This is a genomic window from Laspinema sp. D2d, assembly GCF_025370755.1.
Taxonomy (GTDB): Bacteria; Cyanobacteriota; Cyanobacteriia; order Cyanobacteriales; family Laspinemataceae; genus Laspinema.
In genome coordinates this window covers 80,572-98,906 of record NZ_JAMXFC010000001.1, presented here as the reverse complement: position 1 = coordinate 98,906, position 18,335 = coordinate 80,572, and the positions used below count along the sequence as shown (strand labels likewise).

The window sequence follows — 18,335 nt, the reverse complement described above, 5'->3', positions numbered from 1 at the left end:
TTATTGTGACTTGTTCGGGGACTCACAGGCAAATTTTTAATTCTTTCCTTGGATAGGTCAAAATTTGGGTTCTTCTCCTCATCGCGGCAATAAAAACCCGGTTTCTTCCTCAAATCTAGGCTCAAACCCTCAAATTTGGACTAAAAACCCGGTTTCTTGTCCTCAATCCCGGTAAGTCCTAAATTTTTTACAGATGGACGATCGCCCGATGCCCGGAATCCCCTACACTCAGAGAAACCTTTAAGATGTTTTAGTCATTGAATTCTGTGTTAACTTCTTTATTCCAATTAGAATCTATTTTACCCCTGGGGTTACAAGTCGCAGCCGTTGGTTTATGGTTAGGGTTGCTACTGATTTTTGCTGAGGGGTTGCATCGTTTTACCCAAACTGATTCCGAAGTGGTTCGCAAGGTTGTTCATATGGGCACCGGCAATGTGATTTTGTTGGCATGGTGGCTACATATTCCCGGTTGGGTGGCGATCGCTGCTTCTATTATAGCCGGGGCGATTGCCCTGATTTCTTACAAGTTTCCGATTCTCCCGGGAATTAATAGTGTGGGACGCCAAAGTTTAGGAACGTTTTTTTATGCCATTAGTATTGGTATTTTGGTGGCCTGGTTTTGGCCGTTAGAACTTCCTCAATATGCGGTTATCGGAATTTTAATCATGACTTATGGCGATGGTTTAGCCGCTTTAGTCGGTCAGCGATTTGGTCAGCATCCCTATCAATTTTGGGGAGAAAAGAAGAGTTGGGAAGGGTCTGCTACAATGGCTGTGGTTAGTTTTATCGTCACAGTTTCTATCTTAGCTCTTGTAGAGGGAAATCTATGGAATATTGGGTTGATTGCCCTGGGGGTAGCTGGGGTGGCAACGGTCTTAGAAGCGTTTTCTAAACTGGGAATTGATAATCTGACGGTTCCTATTGGAAGTGCAGCCTTCTGCTTTTTCTTGCATCAAATTTTATAAGAGTTTTTCTTGGAAACTCTTCTTCGATTGGAGAAGTTTATTGGTAAAATTTTTCATAACAAGAACCCCATCGGGATCGATAGGGTAGGGATGGGGTTCTTTTTAGGTATTTCAACTAATTTCAACACTCAGGTTTTTTTTACACTCCTGTCTTACTAAGACCTATGACCATTCTTCTCCTCGGTTGGGCTCGCCGTCAAAGGGTTGAACCCCGGTTTCTGGATATTTGTCATCGTTAGGTCCAAAGATTCGAGCGGCTGCTTCTGAGACGTGTTGGAAAAAGTCACCAATGGTTTTTGAAAGATTCATGATAAAACTCCTCATCAGGTTCATTTAGGTTAACCGAGTCAGCGATCGCAATCCCTAAACCTCGTTACTTTTTACTTTACCTGAGTTCCCTAGGGAGCGGTCACTTTTGCAATATTTTTTAGGATAACTTATTAGTTCGCAATAGTTGAATCCCGGAATTAACGGCAATGGGGCGCAGGGATGAGTTTACAATTTGTTACGATTTAAACTCAGTACAAATCCGCATTAAATTATAGCATATTTGTTGTTAATCCAGTCTGGTTCTCTCAATCCAGCTCAGAGGAATGCCCTCGGTAAAAATATTGGAGCGGAGATTTTTAATGAATTCCACCATAACCCCGGGGTAAAAATTGCCGAAAATACCGGAAACTGTAGCCGATCGCCGACCTCAATCGGAGGATTTCTATCCGGACCTCGTGACAAATTTTGGTAAATGCTACTATAATTAGACAAACCCCTTTCAGCAAGGAAGCTGGCACATGGCAACTGCCACTGAACCCAATGATCTCAATCCGCAACCCCTTTCCCAAGCGGGTAAAGACGGATCAGAACTGACTGTTGTCCCAGAGGACTATAGTCTGTTGACTGATCTCTATCAATTGACAATGGCCGCCTGTTACACCGGGGAAGGTCTGGACGGCAGAACCGCCAGCTTTGAGCTGTTTGTTCGCAAACTTCCTGAAGGCTTTGGTTATTTAATTGCAATGGGGTTGGCTCAAGTCTTTGAGTACCTAGAGCAATTCCGATTTACCGAGGTGCAGATTGCCAGTTTGCAGGCTACTGGAATTTTTTCTAGGGCCTCTGATAAATTTTGGTCACTCCTGGCCGATGGACGGTTTCAGGGTAATGTTTGGGCGGTTCCCGAGGGAACAGCGGTGTTTGCCAATGAACCTTTGCTGCGGGTGGAAGCGCCCCTGTGGCAAGCTCAAATTGTCGAAACCTATTTACTGAATACGATTAATTATCAGACCCTTGTCGCGACGCGATCGGCGCGCATTCGTGATGTCGCCGGTCCCGAAGCCTCCATTTTGGAGTTTGGTACTCGACGAGCCTTTAGTCCTCAAGCCTCGGTGTGGGCCGCCCGAGCGGCTTTGGCCGCTGGAATGGATGCCACCTCCAATGTGTTGGCGGCACTTAAATTAGGTCGGAAACCTTCGGGAACAATGGCTCACGCCCTGGTGATGGCCCTCTCAGCAACAGAAGGGAGTGAGATGCAGGCGTTTCGAGCGTTTCAGCATTATTTTCCCGGTTCTCCCTTACTCATTGATACTTATGATCCCATTGAAGCGGCCCGGAAAATCGCCGATCGCCTCCAAGCGGGAGAAATGGAAGTCGGAGGAGTACGCCTGGATTCTGGGGATTTAGTCCAATTGTCTAAACAGGTCCAAGAACTGCTTCCCGATGTCCCGATTTTTGTGAGTGGGGATTTGGATGAGTGGAAAATTGCCGACTTGAAAGCCTCCGGTTGTCCGATTGATGGCTTTGGCATCGGGACTAAGTTAGTAACCGGATCTCCGGTGAATGGGGTTTATAAAATTGTAGATATTGATGGCGTGCCGGTGATGAAAAATTCGAGTGGCAAAGTTAGCTATCCCGGACAGAAGCAGATTTTCCGACGCTATCAGGAGGGACAGATTGTGGGCGATCGCCTGGGATTGGTCAGTGAGGCCATTCAACCCGGTGAAGTGCCCATGATGCAGCTTTTGTTCAAAGAGGGAAAGCGGGTTCATCCTCCAGAAATGTTAGAGGCGATCGCGGAAAGAACCAGGCATTCCGTGGAGTCTCTTCCCCCAGAAATTCGCCGGATCAATCGACCCAGTGGCGCATCGGTAGAGATTTCCACTCCCTTACAAACCCTGACGGCGGAAACCTTACAAAATTATAAAATGTGAGTCAGTTTTGTGATCGCCCACTTGTTTAAACCGTCTGGGTGCACTATCGGCGAATTTTGCCTTAACCCTCAATTTCTGTTTTTCTCCGGGAGTGTTGAGGAATGTCTTCATCCACTCGGGTGACTTGCAAACTTAGCACTCTAGCCTTGATAGATTTTGATTTTGTCGTTCTCACCCCCTCATCTAAACATGATTACCCTTGCACTCTTTGGTACCAGTGCCGACCCCCCGACCAAAGCCCATGAAGAGATAGTCAGTTGGCTGTCTCAAGAGTTTGATGCCGTGGCGATTTGGGCGTCAGACAATCCGTTTAAGTCTCACCAAACTCCCTTGTGCCATCGATCGCAGATGTTGCAGTTGCTCATTGAAAACCCGGACAATCCTCGGGATAATCTCTACTTTGATGCCGAACTCAGCCAACCCCGGACCTTAGAAACGGTGCGAATTGCCCGCCAAAAATGGCCCGAGGCTGAACTGTATCTCGTCATCGGGTCAGACTTAATCCCCCAATTACCTCGGTGGTATCAGGTGGAGGAATTGCTCTCTCAAGTCAATCTGTTGGTTGTCCCCCGACCCGGAGCACCCATCCAAGAAGCAGAACTAGACCGACTCCGGGAACTGGGTGCATCCGTGGCGATCGCAGACTTGCATCTTCCGGATGTTTCCTCCACCGTTTATCGTCAAACCCAAACCTCACAAGTTCTCACGCCCCCGGTCGCCCGTTATATTCAACGGGAAAACTTATACGCCTATCAGGATGTGAGCTAAACCAATGGCAGCGTCTTTGGGCCTTCCACTCAACTTTAAAGTGGGAGTCGATAATGCAATTTTCTCAGTCGATCCCGCACAAAATCGCTTGCTGGTTCTCCTGGTCATGCGGGAAAGTGAACCCTTTCTGGGGCAATGGAGTTTACCCGGTACTTTAGTTCGTCACGGGGAATCCCTGGAAGATGCGGCCTATCGGATTTTATCGGAAAAAATCCAAGTGCAGAATCTCTACCTAGAGCAACTGTACACCTTTGCTGGACCGGGACGCGACCCCCGGGAACTTTCCGACTCTCAACCCTTGCGCTATCTGTCGGTGAGCTATTTTGCCTTAGTCCGGTTTGAAGAAGCTCAACTGATGGGAACTGGAGTCCGGGGGATTGCCTGGTATCCCCTGGATGAAGTGCCGCATCTGGCTTTTGATCACAATCGCATGGTTGAATATGGTCATCGCCGCTTACGAAACAAACTGGAATATAGCCCGATCGCCTTTGATGTGCTGCCGGAATTATTTACATTAAGTGAACTGTATCAACTCTATGCAACCGTTTTAGGGGAAAATTTCTCGGATTATTCTAATTTTCGGGCCAAAATTCTCAAACTAGGATTTTTATCCGATACAAAAATGAAAGTATCTCGGGGTGCAGGGCGGCCCGCCGCCCTTTACCGCTTTGATGCCGAGGCATTTGCTCCATTGAAAGATAAACCTTTAGTGTTTATTTAGGGAGACTTTTAACCTCCTATTTTACTCATTTATCCCCTAATTATTTCCTCACTTGTATGAAAATTGCGATCGCTCAACTCAATCCCACCATTGGAGATCTCCGAGGCAATTCCCAACTGATTCTGCAAGCGGCTACCCAAGCTGCCGCCCAGGGAATTGACCTGATGCTGACTCCAGAACTCTCTTTGTGCGGTTATCCCCCTCGGGATTTGCTCTTGCGTCCAAGTTTTATTGAAGCCATGTCCTGGCAATTACAACAACTGGCCCGGGAATTACCTCCGGCGATCGCGGTCTTAGTCGGAACTGTGGAAACTCATACCCTCGCCCCGACTACTGGAGGCAAATCTTTATATAATAGTATTGCTTTACTCTTCAATGGGAAAATTCAACAATATTTCCATAAACGTTTGTTGCCCACCTACGATGTATTTGATGAAAATCGCTATTTTGAACCCTCCTATGTGAGTAATTATTTTAATTTAGGAGAATTCGGCATTCCCGCTAATCCCGAGGTTTCCACCCCCATCCGCATCGGGGTAACGATTTGTGAAGACTTATGGAATGATGAAGAGTTTTGGGGAAAACGGCAATACCCGAGTAATCCTATTGCCAACTTAGTCGAAGAAGGGGCCGATATTATTATTAATTTATCCGCCTCTCCCTACAGTGTAGGGAAACAAAAACTCCGAGAAGCCATGCTTAATCATGTTGCCGTCCGGTATCACAAACCGATTATCTATGCAAACCAAGTCGGTGGCAATGATGACTTGATTTTTGATGGATATAGCGTTGCTTTTAATAGTGTGGGAGAACGGGTCGCCCTCGCAGCAGGATTTCAAGCGGATTTAGTCGCAGTGGAGTTAGACGAACAAACCCGAGAATTACGTCCGCTTTCCTTCAACAGTGGGGGGATAAAACCTGTCACCCCACCCCCGGCAAAACCCTTGAGTCAAGCGGAAGAAATCTGGTCCGCCTTGGTGTTAGGTGTGCGAGATTATACCCGCAAATGTGGATTTTCTAAAGTGGTGATTGGGTTAAGTGGCGGGATTGATTCGTCCCTCGTAGCAGCGATCGCCAGTGAGGCGATCGGACCCGAAAATGTGTTCGGCGTCCTCATGTCTTCCCCCCATACCTCCCAACAATCGGTAATCGATGCACTGGAACTGGCTGAAAACTTGGGCATGAAAACCTACTCCCTTCCCATTGCCGATTTAATGGAAGGGTATGACAAAACCCTAGAAGAGTTGTTTGCCGACTCCCCCCGGGATGTCACGGAAGAAAACCTGCAAGCGCGGATTCGGGGCAATTTATTAATGGCAATCTCCAATAAATTTGGATATCTGCTGATTTCCACTGGAAATAAATCAGAAATGGCGGTGGGATATTGTACGTTGTATGGCGATATGAATGGCGGATTAGCCGCTATATCTGATGTGCCAAAAACTCAAGTGTATGCCATTTGCCAATGGCTCAATTCCCGCGAACCCGGGAAAATTATTATTCCTGAAAGTGTTCTCAGTAAACCCCCGAGTGCCGAACTCAAACCGGGACAAATTGACCAAGATTCCCTACCGCCTTATGACATTTTGGATGATATTCTCGATCGCCTGATTCACAATCATGAATCGATTCCCCAAATTGTCGCTGCCGGATATGAACCCGCCTTAGTCCAGCGGGTGGTGAAGTTGTTAAATGGGGCGGAATTTAAGCGCCGACAAGCCCCCCCAGGATTGAAAGTCACCGATCGCGCCTTTGGCACAGGGTGGCGAATGCCGATCGCCGCCAAGGTGCCCCAGCTTCCCCTCCTGGGGGAATAACGAAAAACCGACAACCGGCAAGGGTTCAAACCCTTGTCGGTCTTGTTTTATTGATCCGCCAAGTCTACAGACACCCCCAGGATGGAGCGAGAATTGGGGTGGGAGAGGGCGTGATGATGGATAGGAGCAGTCTACGGTGTTTCTTCTGGGATAAAAATTTGTAAAAGTAGATGCACGAGCGTAGATGCAATCAACTCGATGGCAGAGTTATTTAATAACCATCACTAGGGGTTCTCGGGCTCCCAGGTTCGATGGATGAGAATGCCGTTGCGGGGCAAAATGGTCAGAACCGCTGGCAAAAACACTGAGTATTAATGTAATGATCACCGATAAAAATAGTTTTTCCCACATGATTGGCTCACCTTCCTTGTCAATGGCCGATTCAACTCCTCTATTAGTAGAATCCCTGATTACCCAGCACCCGTGAGTGATTCAGATCGCACAGGATGGGTGAGATTTGAGCAAATGGGAATGCGATCGCGATCGCACTCCCTGCGTAAATTCACCCAAAATGAGCAATCCCAAGCCGGGGATCGCCCAGTGTGCGGTAAATTCGAGTTATTTACCCCTAGGCTGGTCAACTCCAAAAGCTCACTATCATCCACAAAGTTTAAGCTGTTGAGCATTTCAATTAGGTACTTCTAGCCAAGCTCAATGCTCACACTCCCCGAGTTTCCTAATTTTCTGCTTTCCAAGTTCGAGAGTGAACCACCTATAACATTAATCGGAGCAACAGAACCCCCATTGAACCGACAAACCGCATAAAACCGCCCCCCCCTGCCTCGGCTTCTTCTGGATTTTGAGCCGCTTCAATTTGAGCAAGTAGGACTTCTGTGGCTTCAAAAGCCTGAGTATTGTTTTGAATGGCAAACAATTGTTTTGCATATTCTGCATCCCCCTGAGCACCGGAGAAATCTCCCGTATCCGCACGAACGATACTGCGTGCGAGATAGGCTGGGGCAAATTCCGGATCCAGGACTAATGCCTGATTGAAATAGGCGATCGCCTTCTTATGATTATTGCGCTGGGCTTCAGCAACGCCCCAGTTATAAACATCCTCGACCGCTAAGGCAGTCCTAGGAGCCCCGATCGCCCCTTGGAGATTTGCCCCATCCAATTGTGCGCCGGTTAAGTTCACATCCACAAGATACGCCTCGCGCAAATCGGCACCCCTGAGATCCGCACCCTGGAGATTTACCCCCATCAAGTTTGCCCCAAACAAAGATGCCCCTTGGAGGTTCGCACCACTGAGGTCCGCCCCAGTTAGTTGCGCACGACTCAGATTCGCCCGGACCAAATTAGCCCCACTCAGTTGAGCATTCGCCAGATTTGCCATAACCAAACCCGCATTACTGAGGTCACACTGGGGACATTGCTTGGTAGAAAGCAGTTGTTGAGTATGTTGAACATTTTCAGCAGTGGCAACACTTGTCAAGCACAGAGTGCTGAATAAGACGGCAGGAAGGAGAAATTTTCGGTTCATAGTCGATCCTTAATGGCTACAGAAACACAGGAATCTCGCCCTGGGAAAAACCCGTGGAATCAATGCTGGAATCAACACCTTGACCCCAGAGGTCACTTGCTTATTTTAAAGGGTTTGGGGAGTTGCCAACGGGTCAATCCCGGGGATCGTCGGGGTGGCGGTGGGTGTCTCTCCCGGTAGCCCTGCGATCGCCCTCACTGAGTTTGGTAGATTTCAGTCACAGGTTACACCCAGGCGGACTCACAGGACCCCTCGCCTGCGATCGCTGCATCAGGAAAACTTTTCAGCAATATTAGTTATATTAATGATTGGGAAATAGCTATGTCACCTTCGCCTTACTCCGGCCAATCCCCAGACCCCAAGCCGCTGTGCGATTTGAAAACCCGTTTGCTCCACACCGTGGGCAACGAGTTTCTGGCCCCCTTAGAAATCGTGCAACAGTCTACTTATTTATTAGCCTGTTTTGGCAATACTTGGGAAATCACGACCTGTATTCAACATTTGCATCGCATTCAAGAGGCAGTTGAACAAATGAATACTGTATTAGAAAAATGTCTGGAGACTGAGAGAAAAGGGGACTGAATTCAAGCGATCGCGATCGCTATTTTTTTGAACTTTCTTCTACTTTGTATTCAATTTAAGCCTTGGCCGTTGCTTTCTACTTAGCTATCTTTCTAATTTTTTATTCCCGGGATCAGCATCCCATTCAATGTTTTATGAGCCAGACCTCGGGGTGTTGGCTGGCTCTCTCTTTTGGATTGATGACTCTTAAAGCCCAAGACCGATCCAGCTCGGGGATCAAGTGAGTTAACTCTTTTAAAAGCAGTGACGTTGCTGAATCAGCAAGGCTTGTAAACCCGTTTAATGATTTTCAAGAATTTAATTCCCGATTCCTTTCACTATTTGAGCCTTTTAGTGTGTAAATCTTAGGATAAAATTAGAGATAAGCCGTTGCCTCTCTAAATTGGAGATAAGAAGATTCTGAAACCCTTAGAGTGTAAGCATCTGGTTCGCAATCAGCCTCCAGTTTAAAGACTCAACAGCTTATACTTCTGCGGTCAAATGCAGTTGAAACCCTGATCCCTCGTTGCCTGAAACGACGCCAAATCGTCATTCTGCCTTAAAGTGACAGATAGAGGAAGAGATGGAATGTTGCCGATCGCCTTTAGGACAGCCCTAAGACGACATTGCATCAATCGACCCTAAACAAAACTATCCCTGGAAAATTTCATGGAGAATCCGTGACCTAACTTTTAGCAACCCAGTGGTACGCTTAAAAAGGCAACGGTAAACACCGCCCTAGACCAGGCGGTGATGCAGGAGACCAAGATCAGTTCCTGTGGAGCTATTTGCTAAAGTCCCAGAGGCGATCGCATTGTGTTGAGCGCCCAGGAGAAGTAACCGCGATCCCCAGTTCATGTCGCATTTGCAAGGCGATCGCCACGGGATCGGTATGGGTTCCCTGGCACAACCCTAAGCTAGGACCTGATCCCCAGACCCTCCCAGAGTTCCTCAATGGGAGATCCCAAGGCGATCGCACGGGTTGAGATCCCAGTCAGCACTTCTGAAAGAGTCCCTCATCAGGGAAATAAGTTAAGAAGGTCCGGCGATCGCATCATTCAGGCGATCGTCTCAAAAAGTAGACTCAATCTCTCTTCGCAGATCTCCCCATCAAAGCTCAATTCAAAGATACCTGGCTCCGGCAAACCCTCCCGATCTTGATAGCCTCAATCGGTACTATTTTAATAAACCTTGGGGCGTAATCTTTTTTCTCGTTCTCGTTATTTACCTGCATTATTATAGACGGGCATCTCATGAAACCTAAGTGGCTGTTTTTTTTAGCAATATTAACCCTCTTTTTCTTGGGAGTTCGCGAGGTGACCCCAGTCCAAAAAGACGGGATTCCCCCTGCCCCTGTCGCCACAGAAACAGAGCGCATTGATTTTCCCTTGGTTCCAGGAAGTTACTGGGTTTATGAAGGAATCACTCAGTGGATGCCCACCAATTCAGATCAAGTCAACCAAACCGCGATTACCTGGAAAATGGAAGTGGTAGATACCTTTGAACGCGGACCTTTGAAAGTTGGAATTTTAAAAGGATATCCCGCTGATGTCGCTTGGTATAGTGAAGGAAAAGAACGGGGAGAGCATCTAATTATTGAAGTATCGCCGGGAAAATATTATTTAGTTAGTGATGAAAGAGCCAGACTGGTCTTACAACGGTTAACCGATGAGGCAGATGTGTTAGTCAACCTACTGGAAGATGTAGAACTATTGCTAGATTTGCCCTTAATTCCGGGGAAAGTATTTGGTTCTTCAGAACAAATTACGCGCCTAGATGGGGGATATCGATGGAACGTTGAGACAGCGGAGCAGGTGGGATTAGAGGCGGCGGGAATTTCATCAACAGAGAGTCATATTCAGTATCATTTAACCTTCCGAACTGCACCGGATATGATGAGTCTTGATTTTGTTCCCGGCATTGGTATTACTCGATATCAATATCAACATCACGGGGCGATCGCCGAAACCGACCTAAAATTAATTGAATATTATCCGGGAAATTAAGGAGCTTTAGAAGGCCAGAATCACCATTAAGTTTAGGCGGTGCGATCGCCTTCATATTAAAGCCGTTTTCAGCGGGATATCGGGGCAAAACCCATTGATATCCATCGGGACGGCCTTTTTTTTGTGGTAATACCGTGATTTTTGCAGAATTTAGAAGTTCAGAAATTGAAGCTGATTCTTAACTTGGGTTGAGTTAACTGAGGCCAGATTTCTCAAGAGGCTAGACTAGCTGACTGCGGGAGCAGCGACCAACTGGGTTACCCCTCTACTCATTTTATAACCGTGGGATTGACTCGGAGAGACTGAAAGTTCATTGACGCGCTGAATCACATCTAAAAAATCTTTGACCTCGGATGGAGTCCGCAGAATAAACACGCGTTTATCTCCACAACATTCATCAATTTTTTCACGGACTAAGGAACGCTCTTGTTTCATATAGTTCCAAGTCTGCATCACCCCTTGTAAAAACCCATATTCCTGGATATTTCCCGGGTAATTACTTAAGAAAAACTTCCTCAATCTACCCTCGGGTTGAACCAATCTTTTTAACAGTCTCCAGACACAAACAGTCTGGGGCAAGTCTAACCATATAATTGTATCAGCCGCAGCAAAACGCTGCTCGTAAATAAACTCTGGATTCGTAGGATCTCCATCTCCTTCTATAATCCAAGCCGGTTGCTGGAGATAGCTCTCTAAACGGGTTTTCCCCTGAAATTCATTGGTTCCACTCTGGCCCGACTGACCCAGGATGGCATCGGCATGAATGACCTCTACATTCACAATTGAACAGAGGTGATGAGCGAGGGTGGTTTTTCCCGATCCTTTAGGCCCGATAATTGCTATCTTTTTCATATTTCTATTATTGTTCATGAATTGGGTAGTTGCCTCAGCTATTAACTTTAAGTTTAGTTTAAGATTTAGGAAAGGATGCTCTACCTAACAGCATAGATTTTTTGAGTCAGTTTGAACGAATCGGTGAAAGGGTAGATAGTTCAAAAAATCTATTTGAAATTAAGTTAGGACAGTTATTAGGACTCCATTCCCATGAATTAACCTTCGGAATGAGCGAGTTATAGTCTACTAACTTCATGAATCCTGACCTATAGGATTAGGAAGACTTAAAGTTTTTTCCTCCTCTTAAACTAGGGTAAAAACCTGTCAATTTAGATACAAAACTTAGAAGATTTTGAGACCGGAGGAAGAACGGGCTGCCCCCTGGCGTCTGAAACCCCAGTTGATAGGTATGTTAAAGCCTATTTTGGTATTTTGAAATCTACCCAAATATATATCTCAGTATATTCCGCAGGTTGTGGCTACAAGTCGGAATACTCCAGTTAGTCACAAGTCTTTTAGAGTCGAAGGGACGGGTTTCTCTCCTAGTCATCTAGGTTTCAGGGACTTTGACCCGGATACCATTGGGAGCTCTGTTTTGGGATCTGTCTCTGGAGTTAGCTTAACCGACCCAGCTAGTCTTATGAATCTGTCGGATTGTAGATTTGTTAAGATATCTGTATTTTTACGGAGTTTAGCGCCAGAGAGAACAAGGGGAAGGCAAGTCCAGATTTTTGACCCCGACTCTGCTGATTGAGATACCTCCGGTCCCTTCTTCTGTGTCTTAAGGAGGGCGATCGCATCCCAAACTATCCCCAAACTCTCCTCAAACTATCCCACCCAGACGAGTATGATGAACAAGACTGGCGATAAGGACTCCCAGGGGGAGTTCATAAAATTTAACAATCAGTCGATCGCGATTGGGGAGAATGTTGGAAAGGTAGCGGGTATTGATGACGATCGCCCCGGGGATCGAGAAACCCCAAAGCGGAACTGCGATCGCCTGCGATCGGCCAAAGCCTTCCCACCGGAATTACCCCAGACAACCCAAGGATTTTGTCCCCGTGACCCCAGCAATTGCAGCGATCCCCACCGCCAATTCCAGGCAAGTAGTGCGGTAGTCTATATTGAAGTACCGTATTCGGCATAAGCCACTCTACCTCAAGATTATGAACTCTACTGTTTCCGGTCCTCCCCTCACGGTTCATATTGGATCGAGAAAAAGCCAATTGGCTTTAGTGCAAACCCATTGGGTGCAAGAACAACTCCAAAAACATTTTCCCGATCGCCGGTTTGAAGTTCATACCATGAGCACTCAAGGGGACATCATCCTCGATGTCGCCCTTGCCAAAATTGGAGATAAAGGACTGTTCACCAAAGAATTAGAAGTCGGAATGCTACAGCGAGAAACCGATCTCGCCGTACATTCCCTCAAGGACCTTCCCACCAATCTACCGGAAGGACTAATCCTCGGATGCGTCACCGAACGGGAAAATCCTGCTGATGCGCTGGTGGTCCATGAGAAACACAAAGATAAACAACTCGAAACCCTACCCGCAGGGGCCGTGATTGGGACCTCTTCCCTGAGACGTTTAGCGCAATTGCGCCATCACTATCCCCATTTGGAATTTAAAGACATTCGGGGAAATCTCAACACCCGATTAGCCAAACTGGATGAAGGACAGTATGACGCCATTATCCTCGCCTTCGCAGGATTACACCGCCTGGGAATGAGCGATCGCATTCATCAAGTCATTCCCCCTGAAATCTCCCTTCATGCCGTCGGACAAGGTGCCCTCGGCATCGAATGCCGCGCCAATGACCCGGAAATCCTGGACCTGATCAAAGTCCTGGAACATCAGGAAACCGCGCAACGCTGTCATGCAGAACGGGCTTTTTTACGCAGATTGGAAGGCGGTTGCCAAGTCCCGATCGGGGTTAATACCCAGATTCAAGACAACACCCTCACCTTAACCGGCATGGTTGCCAGTCTCGATGGCAAGCGACTCCTGAAAGAGAAAGTAACGGGTCCTGCCACCGACGCGGAACAACTCGGCATCCAACTCGCCGAAACCTTGCGTCAAATGGGTGCCCAGGAAATCCTTGATGAAATCTTTGCTCAAATTCAGCGCAGTTAATCCAGGTAAGGGAGAAATTTTATCGGGAGAGTACGGGTCAGTACCTTAACCGAGTGAATTTTAGTAGAGACGCTACTCTTGAATGCGTCTCTACTTCACCCTTGCGATCGGAGTACCCAAGACGTCAAATGACTCATTCCAATAACCCGTTTGCTACTGCGCTACAGTTTACCCTCAAATGGGAAGGCGGGACCGGACACCCGCAGGACCTCGCGGGTGCCGTCAATCGCGGAATTAGCCAAGATACCTATGATACCTATCGTCATAACAAAGGCTTATCGGTTCAATCGGTCCGTTTGCTGACTGACTCAGAACTGGAAGAGATTTATTTTCACAGTTACTGGAAACGGTCCAAAGCAGATTTGATGTGTTTGCCCTTGAGTATTGTGCACTTCGATACTGCCGTCAATTTTCATGTTCCTGGCAGTATTGAATTTTTACAAGAAGCGATCGGGGGGTTAAGCATTGACGGCAAATTTGGCCCGAATACCCAACGCGCTTTGGAGAAATATAACAATCTGGAAACCGCTAAACGGTATTGTCATAGTCGGATTGCCTATCGTCATCAGCGGGTTAAAGCCGATCCCAGTCAGGACATATTTTTAGAGGGATGGTTACGCCGCGATCGCGATTTACTCGCTTATATTGAGCAATTGTCTCAATCCGCCACCGAGACGCCATCGGAGAAATCTCCCATCTTATCCTCCCTCCCCCCATTGCCGGAGATAACCCCAGGGGAGGAACCTCCAAACCCGACAACATCGGAGCAAAAATCAGAAGAAGTCTTCAAAAAACTTCAGCAGGCGATCGCCTTGCTGCAAGATGTCGTCGATACCCTCAAAACTACCCGATAGCCGTCATTCGCCAAGGGCCACCCCGGAAGCATTGACTTCCTCGCCATCCCGTTTTTCATCCAAACATCTCTTCCCTGTCCCAGATTTACGATACCCCTCCACAGGTATGATGGCGGTACGGATAATTTAAGGGAACTACGCGAGTGAAGTTAAAAATATTATTTGTTGCCGCAGAAGCGGCTCCCATTGCTAAAGTGGGTGGCATGGCAGATGTCGTCGGATCCTTGCCTAAAATTCTCAGAAAGATGGGACATGACGTCCGCATCTTTCTTCCCTACTACGGCTTTCTCCCGGATAAAATGGACATTCCCGAGGACCCCATCTGGTCCGGCTATGCCATGTTCCAGGATTTTTCCGTCTATGAAAGCGTCCTCCCCGGAACCGATGTCCCCTTGTATTTATTTGGACATCCCTCGTTTATGCCTCGGCGGATTTATGCCGGGGAAGATGAAGAGTGGCGGTTTACCCTGTTTTCCAATGGTGCAGCAGAATTTGCCTGGAACTACTGGAAACCGGATTTAATCCATTGCCACGATTGGCATACCGGCATGATTCCAGTTTGGATGAATCAATCCCCAGATATTGCCACCGCCTTCACGATTCATAACTTAGCCTATCAAGGACCTTGGCGCTGGAAGTTAGAGCAAATGACCTGGTGTCCTTGGTATATGCAAGGTCATAATACAATGGCCGCAGCGGTGCAATATGCCAATCTGGTTAATACCGTTTCTCCCACCTATGCCGAGCAAATTAAGACCCCGGCTTATGGCGAAACCCTAGAAGGGTTAATGTCTTTTATCAGCAGTAAATTGGTTGGTATTGTCAACGGGATTGATACCGATTCTTATAATCCCGAAACGGATAAGTATCTGGAACAAAATTTCACCGCTGAAACCATCGAAAAACGGAAGGCCAATAAAATTGCTCTGCAAGAAGAAGTCGGTCTGGAAGTCAATAAAAAAGCTTTCTTAATTGGGATGGTGACCCGATTAGTCGAGCAAAAGGGTTTGGATTTAACAATTCAGATTCTAGATCGATTTATGGCTTATACGGATTCCCAGTTTATTTTGCTGGGGACTGGCGATCGCAACTATGAAACCCAAATGTGGCAACTGGCGACCCGCTATCCCGGACGCATGGCAACCTATTTACTCTACAATGATTCCCTGTCACGTCGCATCTATGGCGGAAGTGATGCCTTCCTGATGCCGAGTCGCTTTGAACCCTGTGGAATCAGCCAACTCTTAGCCATGCGCTATGGTTGTGTTCCCATTGTTCGTCGCACTGGGGGTTTAGTGGATACGGTCAGTCACCATGACCCCGTGAATAAACAAGGGACAGGTTACTGTTTCGATCGCTATGAAACCTTAGACCTATTTACCTGCATGATTCGCGCCTGGGAAGGCTATCGTTATCAGGACTATTGGCAACAACTCCAAATCCGAGGGATGCAGCAGGACTTTAGTTGGAATAAATCGGCGAAAGAGTATGTCAAGATGTATCATTCCATCTATGGCATTACCGAAGAACCCGACGCCCTAGAAGCAGCAGAAACCGCTTAATCTTAGGCGATGATGACCTGATGATAAAGTCATGACCAGAAGCCGGGTTTCTCTTCCTAATTTAGGGCGGTTCTTGCCAAATTTTTGGCAAAAACCCGGCTTCTAACGGTTCCCTTATCGATTAAATCCTAGAGCATTTGAGAGATTACCGCCCTAAAATTTGAGCGCGGATGAAATCTTCGGGATTTTCTGCCACCCATCCCTCCTCAGACGTGGCGCGAACTTCAAAATGAAGATGGGGTTCAGTGCTGTCCGGATTGCCGGTGTAACCAACCCGGCCAATTTGTTGAGACTGTCGCACCTGTTCACCCACTGTAACAGCGATTTCATTCAAATGGGCGTACCGAGTTTGCTTACCCCCAGCATGATTAATCACGATCAGATTGCCATAGGCACCGCGATCGCCAGCAAAAACAACTACCCCATCATCCCCCGCTAAGACTGGAGTGCCGATCGCCGCCTTGTAATCAATCCCCGAATGAAACTTCGGGTCTCCACTGCCTGAATTTAACCGAGTATAGCCAAATCTTAACATCGGTTCCGCTTCTACCGGCAGGGGATAACCGGGAATAGGTTTTGCCGTCGGGTCCACAACAGATGTCACCGTTCCAGACCCTTCGGGATTGGTACTGGACCAGATGACTCCCGGCACAAAAACCACCAGCGGAGGAGACACTAAACAGCCATTATTATCAAAAATTGCGGCTGCGGGTATCTTATAAATGGCTTCTAAGTCGTTCCAACTTTGTCCCGGTTGTACCCGCACCTCTATCCCATCAAAAGGCGCAATCCGAATGGATGTTCCTACCGGCGCTAAACCGCTTTGTAGCGGCGGATTCATTCCCATCAGGGTTTCTGGTTTAAGTTCATATTGGGCGGCAATACTTTCCACCGTTTCACCGTTCGCAATCTGATGACGTTGAATGCGATCGAGTGCCGGAAGTCCCAACATGGCAGGACAATTATTCGTCTGGGGTTCAGTATTAGCGGTGGCACTCCAGGGAGTCAAGGTTAAGGAGAGAAGGGTAGGCAATAAAATCAGCCAACGGGATAACGTCATAGCAATTCCAGGGTAATAATTGAGAGTGAACCCTATCTCAAAGTTCAGGCTAATTTTGGAAAATCAAGGTTTTTGGCTCGATTTTAACATGATTTTTCAGGCATGGCATTCCCCCAGTCGGTTCCCATTCCCCCACTTCTGTTCTTGATAACCCATCAACACCATTATTTTCTGACCCTTGGAAAAGGTTAAAAACTAAGCTGTTTCAATCGGCCCAAATACTAACAATCCCGTCTGAATAACTCAAACGGGATTGTCTCTTATATAGATTATTAAAAAGGCCAACGGCCTGTCTTATGAACACCTGAAACGGTGCGGTTTGTTATTGTTCTACTGTATCTGAATCCTGGGGTGAAGATTATCCCCCTTTGGATAGAACTGCTGGAACCAGGAGAGAGAGACTTATTGGAGAAGGTCCCTGGATTGTTGCTAGTAAAGGACTGGATTTAGCCTAAAATCCCGGCAATCATGCCCGCGAGTAAGACAAATCCGATCCACACATTTTGACCAAAAATCTGGCCGTAAGTGCTTCGGGGAATGTCTTTTTGGCGCAGTTGCAGATATTCCCAACTCCACAGCACAACGGCGATCGCCACGGCAATCCAGAAGGGTAAGGTCAGATTTAACCGGATCCCCTCCCAAATCAATAATCCAGCCGTTGCCAAAAAGAACAAAGCAACCGCTTCAGCGGCCCGATCGCCAAAAAATAAGGCGCTAGAGTTGACCCCCAAGCGGCGATCATCCTCGCGATCGCTCATGGCATACACGGTATCAAAGCCCAAGGTCCATAACACCGTAGCCCCCCATAAAATCCAAGTGGCGGTCTCTAAGTGAGATGCCGCTGCACTCCAGCTAATCAGTACCGCAAATCCCCAAGCAATGGACAAAACCAACTGAGGAACGGGAAACACTCGTTTTGCCAGCGGATAGCCAATAATCACCGGAACTGCCGCCACGGACAAGCCAAAACTGAGGGGATTGAGATACAGTGCCAAAATCCCTGCACAGGCAAAAGCAACGATCGCGACCACAATCCCAATTTTGATAGACAGTTCCCGGGATGCCAACGGGCGATCGCGCGTGCGTTCCACTTGCGGATCAATATCCCGATCCCACAGATCATTGACCACGCAACCGGCGGCACTGGTTGCCAAAGACCCTAAAATAATCACCCCAACAAGCAGTACCGGGGGCGTTCCTTCCGCCGCTAAAAATACGGCCCACAGCGCCGGAATCATTAAAATCAGGCGTCCGGCTGGTTTATTCCACCGTAACAGCCGGATAACAGCTTGCCAAGTCGGTTCGCTTGGGTTGGGTTGTGACGTCACCATTACATTTACTTAAATTAATTCGCGAGATGTTTCATTA

At 47.4% G+C, this 18,335-nt stretch carries 18 protein-coding genes; 11 read left to right on the top strand and 7 right to left on the bottom strand.

All coding sequences use genetic code 11. The features are described 5' to 3' along the window. Positions 1-266 precede the first annotated feature (266 nt). The gene (locus NG796_RS00460; protein WP_261203947.1) at positions 267-965 is read left to right on the top strand and encodes a diacylglycerol/polyprenol kinase family protein; all 699 of its coding nucleotides are present in this window, start codon (positions 267-269) and stop codon (positions 963-965) included. Positions 966-1,127: 162 nt separating this feature from the next. Here NG796_RS00460 and NG796_RS00455 read toward each other — a convergent pair whose 3' ends face one another. After that, positions 1,128-1,274: an isochorismate synthase gene (locus NG796_RS00455; protein WP_261203946.1), complete on the bottom strand. Its 147-nt coding sequence runs from the start codon at positions 1,272-1,274 to the stop codon at positions 1,128-1,130. Positions 1,275-1,753: 479 nt separating this feature from the next. On the opposite strand from NG796_RS00455, the gene NG796_RS00450 reads away from it, so the two are divergent. From NG796_RS00450 to NG796_RS00435, 4 genes are all read left to right on the top strand, one after another. Next, positions 1,754-3,166, top strand: a complete 1,413-nt coding sequence (locus tag NG796_RS00450) for a nicotinate phosphoribosyltransferase (protein WP_261203945.1) — start codon at positions 1,754-1,756, stop codon at positions 3,164-3,166. Between the two features lie 189 nt (positions 3,167-3,355). Then, positions 3,356-3,934, top strand: coding sequence for a nicotinate-nucleotide adenylyltransferase (locus NG796_RS00445; protein WP_261203944.1), 579 nt, complete (start codon positions 3,356-3,358; stop codon positions 3,932-3,934). A 4-nt stretch (positions 3,935-3,938) separates the two neighbouring features. Continuing rightward, on the top strand, positions 3,939-4,655 hold the full coding sequence (locus NG796_RS00440) for an NUDIX hydrolase (protein WP_261203943.1): 717 nt from the start codon (positions 3,939-3,941) through the stop codon (positions 4,653-4,655). 56 nt (positions 4,656-4,711) lie between these two features. Further along, on the top strand, positions 4,712-6,472 hold the full coding sequence (locus NG796_RS00435) for an NAD+ synthase (RefSeq protein ID WP_261203942.1): 1,761 nt from the start codon (positions 4,712-4,714) through the stop codon (positions 6,470-6,472). A 410-nt stretch (positions 6,473-6,882) separates the two neighbouring features. Here NG796_RS00435 and NG796_RS00430 read toward each other — a convergent pair whose 3' ends face one another. Then, positions 6,883-7,098: a hypothetical protein gene (locus NG796_RS00430; RefSeq protein ID WP_261203941.1), complete on the bottom strand. Its 216-nt coding sequence runs from the start codon at positions 7,096-7,098 to the stop codon at positions 6,883-6,885. A gap of 86 nt (positions 7,099-7,184) precedes the next feature. Further along, on the bottom strand, positions 7,185-7,955 hold the full coding sequence (locus NG796_RS00425) for a pentapeptide repeat-containing protein (RefSeq protein ID WP_261203940.1): 771 nt from the start codon (positions 7,953-7,955) through the stop codon (positions 7,185-7,187). Positions 7,956-8,276: 321 nt separating this feature from the next. Between NG796_RS00425 and NG796_RS00420 the strand changes: the two genes are divergently transcribed. Then, positions 8,277-8,537 carry a hypothetical protein gene (locus NG796_RS00420; RefSeq protein ID WP_261203939.1) on the top strand — a complete coding sequence of 87 codons (261 nt, stop codon included), beginning with the start codon at positions 8,277-8,279 and terminating at the stop codon, positions 8,535-8,537. A gap of 763 nt (positions 8,538-9,300) precedes the next feature. Here NG796_RS00420 and NG796_RS00415 read toward each other — a convergent pair. Further along, positions 9,301-9,426, bottom strand: coding sequence for a hypothetical protein (locus NG796_RS00415; protein WP_261203938.1), 126 nt, complete (start codon positions 9,424-9,426; stop codon positions 9,301-9,303). A 406-nt stretch (positions 9,427-9,832) separates the two neighbouring features. Here NG796_RS00415 and NG796_RS00410 point away from each other — a divergent pair, with 406 nt between their 5' ends. Further along, complete coding sequence (locus tag NG796_RS00410; RefSeq protein WP_261203937.1) at positions 9,833-10,522, top strand: hypothetical protein; 690 nt, start codon at positions 9,833-9,835, stop codon at positions 10,520-10,522. Between the two features lie 225 nt (positions 10,523-10,747). Here NG796_RS00410 and NG796_RS00405 read toward each other — a convergent pair whose 3' ends face one another. Beyond that, a complete protein-coding gene (locus NG796_RS00405; RefSeq protein ID WP_261203936.1) occupies positions 10,748-11,374 on the bottom strand; it encodes a hypothetical protein in 627 nt (208 codons plus the stop codon). Positions 11,375-12,203: 829 nt separating this feature from the next. Between NG796_RS00405 and NG796_RS00400 the strand changes: the two genes are divergently transcribed. From NG796_RS00400 to glgA, 4 genes are all read left to right on the top strand, one after another. Continuing rightward, on the top strand, positions 12,204-12,503 hold the full coding sequence (locus tag NG796_RS00400; protein ID WP_261203935.1) for a hypothetical protein: 300 nt from the start codon (positions 12,204-12,206) through the stop codon (positions 12,501-12,503). Positions 12,504-12,522: 19 nt separating this feature from the next. Then, positions 12,523-13,491, top strand: coding sequence for a hydroxymethylbilane synthase (gene hemC / locus NG796_RS00395; protein WP_261203934.1), 969 nt, complete (start codon positions 12,523-12,525; stop codon positions 13,489-13,491). A 128-nt stretch (positions 13,492-13,619) separates the two neighbouring features. After that, positions 13,620-14,345 carry a glycoside hydrolase family 108 protein gene (locus NG796_RS00390; RefSeq protein ID WP_261203933.1) on the top strand — a complete coding sequence of 242 codons (726 nt, stop codon included), beginning with the start codon at positions 13,620-13,622 and terminating at the stop codon, positions 14,343-14,345. A gap of 143 nt (positions 14,346-14,488) precedes the next feature. Next, on the top strand, positions 14,489-15,907 hold the full coding sequence (gene glgA / locus NG796_RS00385) for a glycogen synthase GlgA (protein WP_261203932.1): 1,419 nt from the start codon (positions 14,489-14,491) through the stop codon (positions 15,905-15,907). Positions 15,908-16,052: 145 nt separating this feature from the next. Here glgA and NG796_RS00380 read toward each other — a convergent pair whose 3' ends face one another. Both NG796_RS00380 and NG796_RS00375 read right to left on the bottom strand, forming a co-directional pair. Continuing rightward, a complete protein-coding gene (locus NG796_RS00380; protein ID WP_261203931.1) occupies positions 16,053-16,967 on the bottom strand; it encodes a peptidoglycan DD-metalloendopeptidase family protein in 915 nt (304 codons plus the stop codon). A gap of 446 nt (positions 16,968-17,413) precedes the next feature. Continuing rightward, entirely contained in the window at positions 17,414-18,298 is an 885-nt protein-coding gene (locus NG796_RS00375) for a 4-hydroxybenzoate solanesyltransferase (protein WP_261203930.1), read from the bottom strand. Between the last annotated feature and the right edge of the window lie 37 nt (positions 18,299-18,335).

Excerpts from the sequence above, each read along its gene's own strand:
- NG796_RS00390 (WP_261203933.1), top strand. The coding sequence starts at position 13,620 with ATGACTCATTCCAATAACCCGTTTGCTACTGCGCTACAGTTTACCCTC.
- NG796_RS00450 (WP_261203945.1), top strand. The coding sequence starts at position 1,754 with ATGGCAACTGCCACTGAACCCAATGATCTCAATCCGCAACCCCTTTCC.
- NG796_RS00440 (WP_261203943.1), top strand. The coding sequence starts at position 3,939 with ATGGCAGCGTCTTTGGGCCTTCCACTCAACTTTAAAGTGGGAGTCGAT.
- NG796_RS00375 (WP_261203930.1), bottom strand. The coding sequence starts at position 18,298 with ATGGTGACGTCACAACCCAACCCAAGCGAACCGACTTGGCAAGCTGTT.
- NG796_RS00400 (WP_261203935.1), top strand. The coding sequence starts at position 12,204 with ATGATGAACAAGACTGGCGATAAGGACTCCCAGGGGGAGTTCATAAAA.
- NG796_RS00420 (WP_261203939.1), top strand. The coding sequence starts at position 8,277 with ATGTCACCTTCGCCTTACTCCGGCCAATCCCCAGACCCCAAGCCGCTG.
- NG796_RS00430 (WP_261203941.1), bottom strand. The coding sequence starts at position 7,098 with ATGCTCAACAGCTTAAACTTTGTGGATGATAGTGAGCTTTTGGAGTTG.
- NG796_RS00435 (WP_261203942.1), top strand. The coding sequence starts at position 4,712 with ATGAAAATTGCGATCGCTCAACTCAATCCCACCATTGGAGATCTCCGA.
- NG796_RS00445 (WP_261203944.1), top strand. The coding sequence starts at position 3,356 with ATGATTACCCTTGCACTCTTTGGTACCAGTGCCGACCCCCCGACCAAA.
- NG796_RS00425 (WP_261203940.1), bottom strand. The coding sequence starts at position 7,955 with ATGAACCGAAAATTTCTCCTTCCTGCCGTCTTATTCAGCACTCTGTGC.
- NG796_RS00380 (WP_261203931.1), bottom strand. The coding sequence starts at position 16,967 with ATGACGTTATCCCGTTGGCTGATTTTATTGCCTACCCTTCTCTCCTTA.
- NG796_RS00405 (WP_261203936.1), bottom strand. The coding sequence starts at position 11,374 with ATGAAAAAGATAGCAATTATCGGGCCTAAAGGATCGGGAAAAACCACC.
- hemC (WP_261203934.1), top strand. The coding sequence starts at position 12,523 with ATGAACTCTACTGTTTCCGGTCCTCCCCTCACGGTTCATATTGGATCG.
- NG796_RS00455 (WP_261203946.1), bottom strand. The coding sequence starts at position 1,274 with ATGAATCTTTCAAAAACCATTGGTGACTTTTTCCAACACGTCTCAGAA.